A 15,740-nucleotide genomic window follows, 5' to 3' on the forward strand; every position below is an offset into this window, starting at 1 on the left:
ATCGCATATTTTTTATTATGTTTCCTTATAATCAGGGGTTACTAAAATTATAGCAACATTCCTTATTTACAAGATGGCAGAATAGGGCAAGGATTTCATTGTGAACGAGCTTCCTACTATTTGGGATTAGCTTGGTTTGATTTTAATAGCCACTATAGAAAGCAGTCGCATTTATTTATAAATACTAACTTGACAATGTTGTGCTAATTTTATTACACCATGCCATAGTACGGCCAATAATCTAAATTATCACTGGACTTCTCTTATCGCGTTCAGTGTATTGCGACCAGACTAAAAAATACATGCAATTAACTTATTATTGTATTGGATTTAATTGGCCTTCTTTCTCTACAGTGTTTAGGTCTTGTCGGATTTCTTTAGTTTGATTTTTGATCAAAATCAAAAAAGGGATAAACGCTAAAGCAAATAAAATAGAAAGTTCATACAAACCAACCCACCCTATCGCCATTTGAATGCTTGCAGCAACAGGTCCAGAAATAATACGGGGTATTGTTGATAAAGCCACAAGCATCGAAAATTGAGTTCCAGTATATTGCTTATTCACTAAGCGCATGAATAAAGCAACTAGAGCTGTAGAGCCCATTCCTGCTGCGAAATTGTCAAAAAATACTGCAATGGCCAGTAAGGTAACGTTCTTCCCTACCATGGCCAATACAAGAAATAGCACATTGGTTAATGCTTGTAATAAGCCAAAAAAAAGTAAGGAACGATATAACGAACAACGTATTAATAAAAAGCCCGCCCCCAAACCTCCAAGCAAAATGGCTCCAACCCCTAACATTTTATTGATGTAGCCAATGGTCTCTAAAGAAAAACCAAGCCCTTGGATTAAGAAAGGCATAACAATCCCACTTGTAGTGGTTGTAAATGCTTCACCCATCTTATAACAAAAAATAAACAGCAAAAGAGGAATTATGCCGGGACGTAGAAGCAATTCCTTAAGCGGAGCGATAAAAGACATACCAAAATTATTCTTTTCTTTGGTTTCAAGACTCGGTTCTTTACTAAAGACCACAGCAAACATGCCCGCAATCATCAGAATACCCATAAATCGATAGGTTAAAGCCCAACCGAGCTTCTGCGCCATAATCAAGGCCAAACCACCCGATAACAATAACGCAATCCGGTACCCTAATACTGCTAAAGAAGCTCCTAACCCATGTTCACTAACGGGTAAATATTCAGCTCGATGTGCATCGATCGCAATATCTTGAGTAGCAGAAAAGCAAGCTAAAACTAAAGCAATTAACGCCATCAATTTAGGGTATTGTTCGGGGGTAAACCAGGCGATTAAGTTAAATCCAAGAAGCAATAAACATTGCATACTTATAATCCAACTCCGCCTTTTACCCATGCTGAATAAAGAATAGCGATCGAGAATAGGTCCCCAAAAAATTCGATAAGCATAGGGTAAACTAATTAGACTTAATGTTCCGGTAGCAAGGACTGACATTCCACTGTATGCAAACCATGCCTGTAAGGTACTACTGACTAATGCCATCGGTAAGCCAGAGGAAAAACCTAAAATGAAAATAATAAATAGGCGTTTATTCACATGCAGATCTCTTAAAGGCAGTAGAATTTTTATCTAAAAGAAAAATCCTACTCCCATTTTTAAGGAGTAGGATACAATAAGGAAGGAAATCCCTTCTACATTGATTAGGCTTTTTTCACAGAGATTAAATGAATTTTGAAAATTAAAGTTTCATTTGGACCTATAGGACCACCTACACTACGTGGGCCGTAGGCTAAGTCTGAAGGTACATAAATTTCCCATGTAGAACCAGCAGGCATCAATTGTAATGCTTCTGTCCAACCAGGAATTACTTGTGATACTTGGAATGTAGCAGGTTTACCTGATTTCTCAGTGCTATCAAATACAGTACCGTCAATTAAAGTACCTGTGTATTCGACAGTTACTGTATCAGATTTACTAGGCTTGTTACCTGTACCTGCTTCAATAACTTTATATTGCAAACCACTAGGCAATACAACTACACCAGATTTTGACTTGTTAGTTGACAAAAAAGCGTCGCCTTTAGATTTGTTCTCTTCAGCTTTCTTGTTAAATTCTGCGCTGCGTTTTGCCATCAGATCTTTCTGAAATTTATTCAGAACATCTTTCATTTGTTGTTCGGTCAAAATCAATTGGGCACCAGACATACCATCTTGCATTCCTTTAGCCAATGCTTCCGGATTAATATCAATACCTTGATTTTTGAAGTTTTTTCCTAAATCAGCACCAATACTATAAGATAATTTATCCTTATCCGTAACAAGCGATGTAGCATCAGTAGCAGCCATTGCAGTAGACATTGCCAGCCCCATAATGGCCGCAGTGACCAATTTCATCTTCATAAAGAATCCCCTTGTAGTCTTTCTATTGTGCATATCTTCTCAATTTTTATATTGAAGACATTGCATTCTAACTAAAATGCATCATAATTCTGCCTAAAATTACATGAAATTACCAGCATTTGTATACGATTAATTGTAACTATATTATAAAGTACATCGCATTAGAAACTCTTAATACATTTCTCCGATGTCGATTTCAGTCGCTGCAAAAATATATGACAAATTATAAAGTCAATAGTTAACTATAATTAAAATAGACAAATAATTAAGATCCCTCTACACTTTGCACTAATTGTAACTAGAGATGAACACATGAACATCAGTGTATTTGATTTATTTTCCATTGGAATTGGCCCATCAAGTTCTCATACTGTAGGTCCAATGCTTGCAGCTAATGCCTTTTTAAAATTACTTGAAGACCGACAACTCATGAATGAGGTTCAACGAGTAAAAATAGAACTCTATGGTTCACTTGCTTTAACCGGAAAAGGCCATGGTACCGATAAGGCGATTTTAAATGGGTTGGAAAATAAAACACCCGAGACTGTAGCTCCAGAATCTATGGTGCCTCGTATGCACGAAATACTTAGTTCTCATACGCTTAACCTAGCAGATAAAAAGAACATTAATTTTAACGAAGCTACTGATTTTCTCTTTTTACAAAAAGAGCTCTTACCCAAACATTCAAATGGCATGCGTTTCTCAGCCTTTGACGCTCACGATAATGTATTAATTGAACAAGTTTATTATTCAATTGGTGGTGGTTTTATCACTACGGAAGAAGATTTTTCCAAAGCCACTGAAGATACGAATCCACCTCCTTACCCTTTTTCTACAGCCACCCAACTGTTAGAACTTTGCCAAAAAAATAACTTGAGTATTGCTGAATTAATGCTTCTCAATGAAAAAACATGGCGTAGCGTAGATGAAATCCATTCCGGTATTTTAGCCATTGCCAAAGTAATGGATGATTGCATTACCAATGGATGCCAACACGAAGGGATCTTGCCAGGAGGGCTTAATTTAAAAAGACGTGCTCCTGATTTATATAAAAAGCTTATGAACGAAAAAGGAGTGAAGAGCGTTTTCGAACAATCTGATATCATGAATTGGTTAAATCTTTATGCCATGGCTGTGAATGAAGAAAATGCGGCCGGTGGCCGTATTGTTACTGCGCCGACCAATGGTGCCGCAGGTATTATTCCTGCCGTACTTAAATATTGCCAACGCGCCCATGATAAAATGAGCCATGAGGATATTTATACCTATTTTCTTACTGCGGCTGCGATAGGCATACTTTATAAAAAGGGTGCATCCATTTCAGGTGCTGAAGTAGGATGTCAAGGTGAAGTGGGCGTTGCTTCTTCTATGGCTGCAGCAGGTCTTACTGCTGTTCTTGGTGGCACTGTAGCTCAAGTAGAAAATGCTGCAGAAATTGCAATGGAGCATCATTTAGGTATGACCTGTGATCCAGTATTAGGTTTAGTACAAATCCCTTGCATCGAACGAAACGCTATGGGTGCTGTAAAAGCCGTGAATGCAACACGAATGGCTCTCATTGGTGATGGTCAACATCAAATTTCTTTGGATAAAGTAATCAAAACTATGAAACAAACTGGAATGGACATGCAAAGTATTTATAAGGAAACTTCTATGGGAGGCTTAGCAGTTAATTTGCCAGAGTGCTAAGAATAACTTAGATGGCATTGATCGCTGTCTTGTTTTATTAATTTTTCTAAACCGGATATACGATGTCTCTGTATTCCTTCATTGATCTGTTGAACATCCTCTGAGGAACTCAATAAAGAGGATGTTTCACTCACGGCTCCTACCACCTTTTCCATTTTCTTATTGACCCTTAGGTTTCTGTACTGCTCTTGGTCTAGGCGGTCTCTAACAAAAAATAGATTTCTATCAATAGATCCCCATGCAGTTTCTTCTTTACTGTTTACAATTTCATCTCTAAATTCAGAGTCTCGAACTTCGCGTTCTAGATCGCTAGTTGATTGTTTCATGCGTAAAAGTCGAACGGGTAAAGAACTAACAACGAGATTAAACTGATATATACTATCAAGCTCATCCTCCATATAACAACAAGACATAGACGTACGAAATTTATTCAACGTGTCAACAGCGGCGCGTATTTTTTCTTGTTGTTGATGAGAGTCCATATAATCATAAATTGGACAGTAACTCTCTTGATTGGATAGCATCGAAATACTATCGGTAACAAAATAGGCACAGATACGACCTTTGATTTGCAAAATATCTGTAGGGATATAAACCTTTAACGCGCATCCTTCACTTAAAATACCAAATTTCATTTTACTGCTTAATAAGCTCGTTAAAACAAGCGATTGATCGAAGCCCAATGGATCACAAATCAAAATATCCAATGTCGGACGACTCGTGATTCTCTTAAAATTAAACTCTAAAAAAGACCAATGATTTAATTGTTCACTTCCATCCCATTTTGAAATTGCGATTTGAAATTTTAGGTCGCTTTTGCAATATTCAATCATATGTTCAATAAGTTCATGTAACAAATCTATTTCATCGGTGCTGATTGCGAATGCTTTAAAGTTTCCCCTTTTTTTCACTCGCTTCATTTCTTTTAAATATAAGAAAAAAGCCATAAGGTCTACTGATATGTTGGCGGGGTTGTCGCATAGGGCAAGTAATTTTTTAATTTCTGAGATGCTTTTCATGACGAACACCATTGAAATTTTATGAATCTATTAATCTAAATGAGATTAATAAAAATCAAAATGATTTAGTGAGCAAAACAAAATTATTTAATTTCATTTGCTTGATACTTGTGTTTTATGCTTTACCATGAGCCATCTCGCTCTTTTTTAGATCATGGTAAAATAATGAAATTACTGCTCGCGAGTGGATGAGTGAAGAGGGAGAATTTAATCTTATTTTTAAAACTCAAAAAAATTAGCACAAAGCTAAACAGGACAGCACGTTTAATCAAAATATTGACTCCTCAAGATAAATGGTTTGACAACAAACGCGCAAGAGCTAAGGAATAATGTGAACAATGCTATGGAAATTGCATACGAATAAGATACAGAGCTCACCCAAAAAGAGCGAGGTGATCTAGAAAGTCCCAGTTTCGGTTTCTAATTAAATCTAAAATAAAGACTTGAAACAAGTTTTCTCAAGTCTATATTTCTAAATACTATTGCATTTAGCTATAGCCTTGGTGAAGCGAAGCAGAAGCCGGGGAATGTTTCTACCAGGAAATTACGGTTCCGCTTCTAAGGCTACACCATAGTATCAATTAACGAAAATCCACCCCTCAGGGTGCTCTTTAGAAAAAAATAAATCACTCATTGCGAAACCTACAACTGCCGCAAGTGTATCATTAAAATAAACCAAGGGAACTTGCTCTCTCAACCATGGGGGAACCCCCCACTCTTGGAATAATTTTTTTAGCCGTTTGGTCTGCCCATGCCAAAAAAACTCTTCTCCTCCTTGCCTAAAACGGACAAATATTTTGGTATTAGCAGGTATTACTAATCCCTGGCTGCTTTTTTTTGCCAGTAAATTAATGCCAGTATTAGGTAGGATTAAGGGTAAGGGAAATGCAGACCATTCAACGCAGGAAGTTAAAGTGCTCACATTTTTTTTATCTAAATATAAATACTTCTGATAACGACGGATGATCACTTCCCCCCAACTCACTTCAGGAGCTGCATCTTGACTGGCAAAAATTACTTCATCAATCAAACGTCGAAAAGTGGCAGCTGAAGGGAGTTGGACTTGATTATTCTTCAACCACACTCTTAGCACATTTGCAATACGGTCCCGACTGAATTGATGTAATGGGGTGAGCAATAAAAAATCCCTTTCTAATGCCTCTTGGCTTTCTTCTACGACCATATCTTGCGCTGCAAGTACCTCTAGGTTACGTTTTGCCTGTTGGCAATGAAGCGCCGTTCTTGCAATATTACCCACAACTCCAGGCCATTTTTGTTGCAACTCAGGTATAATTTGTTGACGGAGGTAATTGCGAGAATAGCTAATATCTTGGTTACTCTCATCGTCAATCCAGCTTAATTGATGTAACGCAGCATAATGCTGCAATTGCTCACGAGAATGGCTTAAAAAAGGTCTGGCAATCGCTCCTACTTCAAGTTGACTAAAATCAGTCATAGCAGCCAAACCGTCAATTCCGGCTCCGCGAAAAAGTTGTAAAAGTACTGTTTCTGCCTGATCGTCGAGATGATGTCCTAAAATCAAGCAATCTTGTGCTGCCATTAATGAAGAAAAAACCGCATAACGTGCAATACGTGCACCCTCTTCAACATTTGCAGAACGATCAAATTGAACTGACTGGGTAATGAAAGGAATTCCCAAATCATGACAAAACTGCTCGCAGTGAACTTGCCAAAGAGAGGCCTTGGCATTAATACCATGATTCACATGCACTGCGACTAATTTGGTCAGTAAAGTGGGGTGGGAAGCAAGAGCATGCAAGAGCACTGTTGAATCAAGCCCACCACTAAAACCCACAACTAATTTATTAAAATGACTCAGGCGAGAACACCACTCGGCACTTAATAAAGGTTTAATCACTTGCTCCCATTGCCATGAATTTTTGATATCGTTTTTCGACTAGCTGATCTAAAGATAATTTCTTTAAGTTGCGTAACTCACTCACTAAAAGATCCTTTAATCGAGCAGCCATCTCATCCACATTACGATGAGCGCCACCTAGCGGTTCAGGCACTACGAGATCAATTAATTTATTTTCGAAAATTTTATCTGCAGTTATTCTCATTGCACGTGCAGCTTCACTTGCTTTGGATGCATCCTTCCATAGAATTGACGCACAACCCTCGGGAGAAATTACTGAATAAATGCCAAACTGGAGCATTAAAATACGATCTCCAACCCCAATCGCTAATGCACCTCCAGATCCTGCTTCTCCTGTAACCACACAAATGATGGGTGTCTTAAGACGTGACATAACAAATAGATTACGGGCAATTGCTTCAGATTGATTGCGTTCCTCGGCACCGATCCCTGGGTATGCTCCGGCGGTATCGATGAAAGTAAAAACAGGCAATTTGAATTTTTCAGCCATATTCATCAAGCGTAGAGCCTTTCGATACTCTTCTGGACGCGCCATACCAAAATTACGGTACACTTTTTCTTTAGTACGTTTACCTTTCTGATGACCAAGGACCATTACAGGTTCACCATTTAAACGCGCCAAGCCCCCAATAATTGCAGGAGCTGAAGAACAGCTCCTGTCTCCATGGAGTTCCTGGAAATCAGTAAAAATACGTTCGATATAATCTGTTGTTTGTGGCCTTAGCGGATGTCTTGCCATTTGTGCCACTTGCCAAGGTTCTAAGTTTGAAAAAACTTGTGAAGTTAGCTCAGAACATTTTGCTTGAAGTCGCGCTATTTCATCACTTAAATTCACTTCGTTATCATGACCTATCATGCGAAGTGCTTCAATTTTTTGATTCAACTCTTCGATGGGTTGCTCAAAATCCAAAAATTGTCGGCTCATTGAATACTCTTTGGTGAATTAAATATCATGGTATATGATAACCTTAACCGACAATTGATGCCAGATTCAAACAAAGCATATGATCATTACTGGATTCAACCCTTTAAATACAGAAAACTGCGTCTTAAACGAAGCTCGAATTGACCTTTGGCAATTTTCTTTAACACATGAACTAAGAAATGCATATGAATTTTTAAATCGAGATGAGCAAGCGCGTGCCGAACGATTTTATTTTAGTAGACACAAACGCCGTTTTTCTACTGCTAGAGCAACTATGAGAATCATCTTAGCAAAATATCTAAATATTCCAGCGGAACATTTGGAATTTACCTATAATGATCACGGTAAGCCCGAGGTAATTAATGCAACAAAGTTGCAATTTAATATCAGCCATACTGGCGATTTGGCATTACTGGCAGTGGGAAAGAACTTCCCCATGGGTGTGGACATAGAACAATACTCCGCTCGGCCTTATGAAGGGATCGCAAAAAATTTATTTTCTGATCAAGAATATGAAGAGTTTATTAAAGTTCCACCTGCTCTAAAACCTGCCATTTTCTTTCATGTTTGGGCCCAAAAAGAAGCATTTATTAAAGCGTGTGGCTTAGGTCTTTCATACCCAACCAAACATTTTAGTGTTCCCATCTCTATGCCAACCAAACAATTGGTAGATGATCCCTTACATAACATAACTTGGCAATTACGCTCTTTTATGCCTGAAGTTGCCTGCAGTGGCGCATTATGCCATCACCCTACAGTAAGAGAAATCAGACATGGATTTATTCATCTACAAGAAAATAACACTTTAATTTTTTAGGTTTAAACCAATGTACTTCACTTCTTCACAACTCAATTTATTACAGTTGCTTGGCGACGGAAACTGCCATAGTGGTTCTGAATTGGGAGCAACTATAGGTATCACCCGCTCGGCAATATGGAAACAAATTAATCAATTAATTGCGGCAGGAATTCCTATAAAAAGAATAAGACATCAAGGATATCAACTCACTAGCCCTCTGCTTTTATTAAATAAAGAACACATTACGGAGCACCTTGAGTTACAAAAAAAAATGCCTCCATACAATGTACATGTGGTTACTTCTATTGATTCTACAAATCGCTATCTTAAAGATTTGCCTCCTACAAATACTGTAGATATTTGTTGTGCTGAAATTCAAACTCAAGGGAGAGGTCGGTTTGGCCGCCACTGGCACTCGCCATTTGGCGAAAATATTTATTGCTCAAGTCGTTGGAATCTCAATTACGATTTGACCAAACTTTCAGGGTTAAGTTTGGTGACCAGTTTGGCAATAGCAGCAACGCTCAATGAATTAGATATCTCATCGAATATCAAAATTAAATGGCCAAATGATATTTTGTGGTTCCATAAAAAGTTATGCGGTAGCTTGATTGAAATATTGGCAGAATCCAATGGTAGTATTCAAGTTATCATCGGTATTGGTTTAAATGTTAATACGGATACACAAAACCACCCTCTTCCAGAGAAACCCTGGTGCTCCTTATATGAAATAACCCAACAATACTTTGATCGTAATATTCTCATTGCAAAGCTGATTATCAATTTGGAACGTTATTTGAATAAATTTATTCACCATGACCTAAACTATTTTATGGATGAATGGAATAAATCGGATTATTTGTTTGGAAAAAATATAAAAGTCACACAATCTTTAGACACACTATCTGGAGTTGCTTGTGGAATTAATCCATTAGGACAATTAATACTGCAAGATGAAGGAGGAACTATGCATTTTCTTTCTTCAGGAGATACATCACTTCATGAAAAATGATATGGAATTATTAAATGTGAGGATATAAATAAAAATTAAGGGTTCGTCCCGAGCATTTTTACATGCTCGGAACTGGATGAACTGCGAGGAAATCGATTTATACTGCTTCTTCAGACTCGTCTGATTGTTTTTCTTGTTGTATGCGTAAATAAATTTCTTCACGATGTACAGATACATCTTTAGGTGCATTAATACCTAAGCGAACTTGGTTACCTTTCACACCTAACACGGTAATATTAACATCATCACCAATAATTAAGGTTTCACCGATGCGCCGAGTCAAAATTAACATAAAAATCTCCCTAACAAAGCAGCTATCTATTCCTCCACAGAACGCTATCCATGGTATTCTTGATAGCCAAAAAAGACTAAGACAAAAAAATACTTGCTATACGAATTTAATTTTACACTGTGATTATTAACAGAGTATTAAGAAAACGGGTAAATTATCTCTTTTTACACGGTTTCGTGCAAAAATTTTTTCTCTAACTTCCCTTAAAACCAATTAAATTAGTAAATTGAAGATTAATTGCATACATACGTGTGACCCATTTATTTTAGATATATAAAGGATTATCCCTCAAACAAAAATAATATTAGGGTCTATTTTGAGCGAAAAAGAGCAAAATATAATCTGAAAAAATGATTGTCTGTAAGTCCGAAAAAACGAATTAATTAATTTTTCCTTGATGACCAGTCGCAAATTTCCTTCATTTAGGGATATACTTACCAAACATTATTAAACGGGAAATTTTGCATGTCCTTGAAGGCCATGTACAACGACATCGCTGAACACTATGCTATGGCTAATCGTTTTGGTGCAATTAGCCAGAGTCACCAAGTCGCAATTGAACAAATGAAGCGCTTTTATTTGGGAATGAAACCTCATTATAAAATTCTTGATTTGGGGGTTGGTGATGGTGCGTTTCTAAAAAAACTGCAACAAATTATGCCGCAGGCAGAATTCACTGGAATTGATGTATCTGCAGAGATGTTAAAACATGCTAGTGAAACATTACCCCTCATCACCATAGAAGGTAGTGCTGCACAAGCCAGTAAATTCTTACCACCCCATAGCCAAGATTTAATTTTGGCTCATTTTATTAATGCTTATATTCCGATTAAAGTTTTATTTAACGAAGCCAAACTACTTACTCGAGCAAATGGTCATTTTTCAATGATTACCACAACCTATGATTCATTTCCTGTCGCTCAACAACGTCTAGCAGAATTTATTACAGAGGACTCCATATTAAGCAGTGTTGTGGGTCATTATTATAAATCTATTGTAAAAAATACCACAGTGGCTGCGAATAATAATGAATTGATGCACGCATTCAAGCACCACCAATTTGAAGTCATCGCTCATCAACGTCTAGAAATACCCATAACATTAAACACGATTGATGAATTAGCCCTTTTCGGTATAGAGGGAACATGGTTTCTTAATACTTTATCCATAAGAATGCTGCCAAAAATTTTTTTGATTCAAAGACTTAAGCGTCTATTTAGCAAAATATTCACTTTTCCTTATCACGATACTCACATAATTGATGTCGTTCTTGCTAGAAAATGATAATCTGATAATTATCTTTGGGTAGTGAGGTAGGAAAAATGATTTCTCAAGAAGTGAAGAATTATTTACCTGAATTGGCTCTCCGACAAAAACAAGCCAATAACATCATATTTATTACCTTCTGGAGCCAATTCTCTGTCTATGCACTGAACACCATCTTAGTTTTGTTTTTAACCCGCCCTGTATGGTCTCAAGGTCTAGGGTATAGCCAAGCCAAAGCCTATGCTTTTATTGGAGTAGCCCATGCCATGGGTTATTTGATGCCCATGTTAGGTGGGTATATGGCTGACACGGTAGTGGGAATTAGGAGATCCATACTTCTTGGAAGTATCTTATTAGCGCTTGCCTATTTACTGATTATGCTTAGTGGCTACACAGTCAGTTCTCTAGGAGATACTTTTTTTATTGCTGCATATGCATTTATTCCTGCCACTAACTCTCTTTTAATGGGAACTTCTTCAAGCATGGTCTCGCATATTTATTCAGATGATGCCATTAAGGCAAAATCAGCGATGACATACTACTACATAGCAATTAATGTGGGCGCACTGTTAGCTACTTTAATAGCCCCACTACTCTTTGAAAGTCGCTATGGACCGCTTTCTATTCTGACTTTGACTTTCGTAGGAAAATCGATTGCTGCTTTAAATTTTGCTAAGCGCTATTCCATTTATGAAAATGTCATTTGGGGTAAAGACCAATCTAAATTTTCCAAGTCAGGCATAGTTCGTTTAATTGCTTATATAGCCACTATCTATACTCTCACTTTATTTGCCTATTCTCATGTTTACATTGCCAGCACAATTATCGCCACCGGATGTGGTATAGGAATTGTATGGTTTTTAAGAAAAACGTTAACTCTTCATGGTATTGTTCGTGACAAACAAATGGTTGCGTTGCTACTCATTGTTGAAGCCGTTGTTTTTTTTGTTATTTATAACCAAATGAATAGCACATTAATTTTATTTGCTGAAAATAATTCCGACCATAATTTATTTGGTTTAACCGTTTCACCAGCTCATTATCAAATATTAAATCCACTACTTATCTTAGCTATTGGCAGTCAACTACCGCGTTTCTATAAAATATTTCCACACTTTACCATTCCCTATCAATTTGCAGCAGGTACGGCGCTTGCAGGAATTGCACTTTTAGTGATGTCCTGCGCGGCTTCGACAACCACCACCGGCATAATTAATGGCAACTATATTGCTTTAACCTATATCCTCATTTCTATTGCAGAATTATGGGTCAGTGCGATCGGCTTAAGCATGGTAGGTTTATATTGTGATAAACACTCAATTGCCTTTGCCATGGGTGTGTGGTACCTCGCCAGTTCTTTAGCACATGCTATATCGGGAAGAATTGCTGCATGGGTAGCTATTCCTAATACCATCCATTCACCTATTGAAAGTCTTCCTTATTATCAAAACTATTATTTGGTTCTAGGTCTCTGTGCTATGGGACTAGGTATTATGATGTATCTTTTCGCCTATGTTTTGCAAAAAATAATGAAAAAACGCGGCGTGATTTTAGGTTAGAGTGCAGAGCAGCTATTAAACGATTCAAATATATCCTTCAGGTGCCAAGCAGAAGCTTGGCGCTCTACACAAAACAGAGTCCTCTTATAGTCTTCCTATGCATTTAACATTTATTTAAATAAATACCTCCTCTGTTTTTACTATAAAAATATAAAGATAGGCTTGCTTGTTAAGTACGTAATTCGTACCATGCTTTTTTTAACTAGAGTGCATTCATATGAAGATTTATTTTCGAGATATTACATTCGAGGGACATCCACTAGTTTGGGAATTGAATGAAAAAACCAATCAAGCCACATGCTTATTGTATTGCATCAAAAAGGACAATGAAGTTCAATTTTTACCTAAAATGTCTCTTGAACTATTTAAGAAATTTTCGGGAATTACCCATGACAAGGGTGAAATTATAATTAAAGACGTTAAAACTTTCGGCCAGCCCTACCAAAGCGTCGATCATCTTTACGAAATAAAGGATAAAATCACTGCCCCTAAAGCCACTATTACAAGACAAAAAAGTTCTTTTTTCCTGCAACAAAAAAATAAGTTGCAAGACGAAGCTTCCACTTCTAAACCTCTCAAACGCAGCTTAAGTTTAAGCAATACAAACCACCCTCTTTTTACGCATATTACTTTGGATGAATTGATAAAAAATGATGAATCTACGTGTGCTTTATGGGGTGATACTGTTGCTTATGAGAATTATTTTGAAAAAAAGACCAGCACTGACGCTAAAGCTCGAGGCGCAAAATTCTTAAAGTCTTCAATGGCATTCAATGTTATGGTGCAGTATGAAAAAAATCGTCATCTTTATCCTTTAAAATCAAAAGTGATTAAAGAAATACGTGCTTTATTAGAGGTGCTTGATCCAATCTATACAAATTGGTATTCGGACAAAAATGTTCAGGTGAACAGAGAGTGGATTTTTCATTATTTTCAAAATGCAGTATTAGAAGCGATGCTCAATGGTAATCTCAATAACAAGCCGACAGAGTTTGAAACCAAAGAACCACCAAAATTGAATGCGGCACTACGAAAATATGCAATAGAAAAAGCTCGCTCTTTGCGTGCCGAATTAATGTTAATGAAGTTTAATATATTAATTAACCCAGAATTACCTCCTGAGCTTGCACTGAGTGAGAAAGAAGTACACACTCTAACCGAAATCACTTCCTTACGCGAATTTGTACTCAAACAGCCTAAAGAAATCCTAGAAGGCATAAGTGCACAATTAAATAAGATTGCTCAATTGATTATTGAGTCGGGAATGGTTGAAGAATCCTATACGGAATTAAGCACACAATTAAATGATTCATTAAGTATTGATGCACCTGTGATCATGAATTTTCATTCATTCAAAACACTGATACAAACTCTCTTGGAGCAGCAACTAACCAGTAGTAGCAGTAAAAAAGAATTAAAAATTGAAAAAGAATTAATACCTGAAATTGTTACTCAAGTAACCATAGAAACAATAACCCAAATCTCTAAAATTCTTAACTCAACACATGGTCAATATATCGCTCAATTATACAAGATAGATAGAAATTTTTACTTATGTAAGGAGTGGGCTGATAAATTAGCTGTTGAATTGGCAGATGTTAAACTCAAGCATCCTAAAGATGAGAAAAAAGTAATGGCTTATAGTCAGATGATTGCTAATAAAGTTGTGGGTTTCTTGCAACATCAATTGCAAAAATATCAACCTCCTCAAGATGAAAACTCAAACACCGACTCTTTGTCCATTAAGTTATAAAGAAATTTACTTTTATAAACACATGGAACCTGGGAAAAATTCTTTTCCCGGGTTTCAACTCCACCCGAGCAAAATATGGAGTTAATTATCTAAACCTAAATTATCTTGTTTAAATATTCGGTCTGCTCGATAACTTGAACGCACTAAAGGCCCGGAAGCTACTTCAAAAAAGCCTTTCTTTAATCCTATCTGCCTCAATTCAGCAAAGGTTTCGGGAGTCACGTACCGCGCAATGGGTAAATGATTTCTTGTTGGTTGCAAATATTGCCCCAGCGTAAGAATATCTACATTATGGACACGCAAGTCATCCATTGTCTGGATAACTTCTTCATCCGTTTCACCTAAACCTAGCATCAAGCTAGTTTTGGTCAAAACGTCAGGTCTGTAGCGTTTAGCAAATGAAAGAACATTTAATGTTTGTGCATATCCGGCTCTATTGTCTCGTACTGGATGAGTCAAACGTTCTACTGTTTCAACATTTTGTGCAAATACATCGACACCACTATCCAATAATACGGCAATATCTTTTTCTACTCCTTGAAAATCAGGAGTTAATGCTTCCACTTTAGTTTTAGGAGAGCGTCGTTTAATCGCACGGATAGTTTGCGCATAATGATGGGCGCCACCATCTGATAAATCATCTCTGTTTACGGAAGTTAACACGACATAATCTAAATTCATTAAGGCAACTGTATTGGCTGTATTTTCTGGTTCTTGCAAATCCAACCAACCATGAGGATTCCCAGTGTCTACTGCGCAAAAACGACAGGCGCGTGTGCACACAGCTCCCATTAACATAATTGTAGCAGTACCATGCGACCAACATTCAGCAATATTAGGACACTTTGCTTCCTCGCAAACAGTCGCTAAACGATGTTTTTGCACCTGCTCTTTTACTTGATGATATTCAGGAGTAGTATGATTTACCACGCGCAGCCATTTAGGTTTCGGTAAACGCTCATAGATTAGCCCTGTTGGTTTTACTCCGTCTTTAATTGCTGTTACCCCGTGAGATGTTTTATATTTTTTTCCACTCTCTACGACCACGGGAATATTAATGGGCTTGCTCATGTTATCACCTGAAAAACAAAGGTAGTGCTCAGCTTCTTCTTCTGAAGGGTCGAATTGGCGCATCTTGTACGCAAAT

13 protein-coding genes are annotated in these 15,740 nt (G+C 37.2%); 6 read left to right on the forward strand and 7 right to left on the reverse strand.

Going from position 1 to position 15,740, the window contains the following annotated elements:
- Positions 1–316: 316 nt before the first annotated feature.
- The gene (locus ACWTE2_RS20500; RefSeq protein WP_454784121.1) at positions 317–1,576 is read right to left on the reverse strand and encodes an AmpG family muropeptide MFS transporter; all 1,260 of its coding nucleotides are present in this window, start codon (positions 1,574–1,576) and stop codon (positions 317–319) included.
- Positions 1,577–1,680: 104 nt separating this feature from the next.
- Positions 1,681–2,379 (reverse strand): BamJ family beta-barrel-assembly machinery protein, encoded by a 699-nt coding sequence (bamJ, locus tag ACWTE2_RS20505; RefSeq protein WP_182391087.1) that lies wholly within the window; start codon positions 2,377–2,379, stop codon positions 1,681–1,683.
- Between the two features lie 312 nt (positions 2,380–2,691).
- On the opposite strand from bamJ, the gene ACWTE2_RS20510 reads away from it, so the two are divergent.
- Positions 2,692–4,068: an L-serine ammonia-lyase gene (locus ACWTE2_RS20510; RefSeq protein ID WP_454784122.1), complete on the forward strand. Its 1,377-nt coding sequence runs from the start codon at positions 2,692–2,694 to the stop codon at positions 4,066–4,068.
- On the opposite strand, the gene ACWTE2_RS20515 is transcribed toward ACWTE2_RS20510, so the two are convergent.
- From ACWTE2_RS20515 to ACWTE2_RS20525, 3 genes are all read right to left on the reverse strand, one after another.
- Entirely contained in the window at positions 4,065–5,087 is a 1,023-nt protein-coding gene (locus ACWTE2_RS20515) for a hypothetical protein (RefSeq protein ID WP_454784123.1), read from the reverse strand. The genes ACWTE2_RS20510 and ACWTE2_RS20515 overlap by 4 nt on opposite strands.
- 577 nt (positions 5,088–5,664) lie before the next feature.
- Complete coding sequence (gene tilS / locus ACWTE2_RS20520; protein WP_454784124.1) at positions 5,665–6,966, reverse strand: tRNA lysidine(34) synthetase TilS; 1,302 nt, start codon at positions 6,964–6,966, stop codon at positions 5,665–5,667.
- A complete protein-coding gene (locus ACWTE2_RS20525; RefSeq protein ID WP_182391091.1) occupies positions 6,959–7,912 on the reverse strand; it encodes an acetyl-CoA carboxylase carboxyltransferase subunit alpha in 954 nt (317 codons plus the stop codon). The genes tilS and ACWTE2_RS20525 overlap by 8 nt, the downstream gene beginning before the upstream one ends.
- A gap of 79 nt (positions 7,913–7,991) precedes the next feature.
- Between ACWTE2_RS20525 and ACWTE2_RS20530 the strand changes: the two genes are divergently transcribed.
- Positions 7,992–8,729: a 4'-phosphopantetheinyl transferase family protein gene (locus ACWTE2_RS20530; protein ID WP_454784125.1), complete on the forward strand. Its 738-nt coding sequence runs from the start codon at positions 7,992–7,994 to the stop codon at positions 8,727–8,729.
- A 10-nt stretch (positions 8,730–8,739) separates the two neighbouring features.
- Positions 8,740–9,723, forward strand: coding sequence for a biotin--[acetyl-CoA-carboxylase] ligase (locus tag ACWTE2_RS20535; protein WP_454784126.1), 984 nt, complete (start codon positions 8,740–8,742; stop codon positions 9,721–9,723).
- A gap of 97 nt (positions 9,724–9,820) precedes the next feature.
- On the opposite strand, the gene csrA is transcribed toward ACWTE2_RS20535, so the two are convergent.
- On the reverse strand, positions 9,821–10,015 hold the full coding sequence (csrA, locus tag ACWTE2_RS20540; RefSeq protein ID WP_010654169.1) for a carbon storage regulator CsrA: 195 nt from the start codon (positions 10,013–10,015) through the stop codon (positions 9,821–9,823).
- A gap of 465 nt (positions 10,016–10,480) precedes the next feature.
- Between csrA and ACWTE2_RS20545 the strand changes: the two genes are divergently transcribed.
- The 3 genes from ACWTE2_RS20545 to ACWTE2_RS20555 all read left to right on the forward strand — a co-directional run bounded on the left by ACWTE2_RS20545 (position 10,481) and on the right by ACWTE2_RS20555 (position 14,593).
- Positions 10,481–11,299, forward strand: a complete 819-nt coding sequence (locus ACWTE2_RS20545; RefSeq protein ID WP_454784127.1) for a class I SAM-dependent methyltransferase — start codon at positions 10,481–10,483, stop codon at positions 11,297–11,299.
- A 38-nt stretch (positions 11,300–11,337) separates the two neighbouring features.
- Positions 11,338–12,840 carry a peptide MFS transporter gene (locus tag ACWTE2_RS20550; protein ID WP_454784128.1) on the forward strand — a complete coding sequence of 501 codons (1,503 nt, stop codon included), beginning with the start codon at positions 11,338–11,340 and terminating at the stop codon, positions 12,838–12,840.
- Between the two features lie 217 nt (positions 12,841–13,057).
- Positions 13,058–14,593 carry a hypothetical protein gene (locus ACWTE2_RS20555; protein WP_454784129.1) on the forward strand — a complete coding sequence of 512 codons (1,536 nt, stop codon included), beginning with the start codon at positions 13,058–13,060 and terminating at the stop codon, positions 14,591–14,593.
- Between the two features lie 81 nt (positions 14,594–14,674).
- Here the strand turns inward: ACWTE2_RS20555 and lipA are convergent, their stop codons facing one another.
- Positions 14,675–15,664, reverse strand: coding sequence for a lipoyl synthase (gene lipA / locus ACWTE2_RS20560; protein WP_182393682.1), 990 nt, complete (start codon positions 15,662–15,664; stop codon positions 14,675–14,677).
- Positions 15,665–15,740 lie beyond the last annotated feature (76 nt).

Source organism: Legionella nigrisilvae (assembly GCF_977063395.2).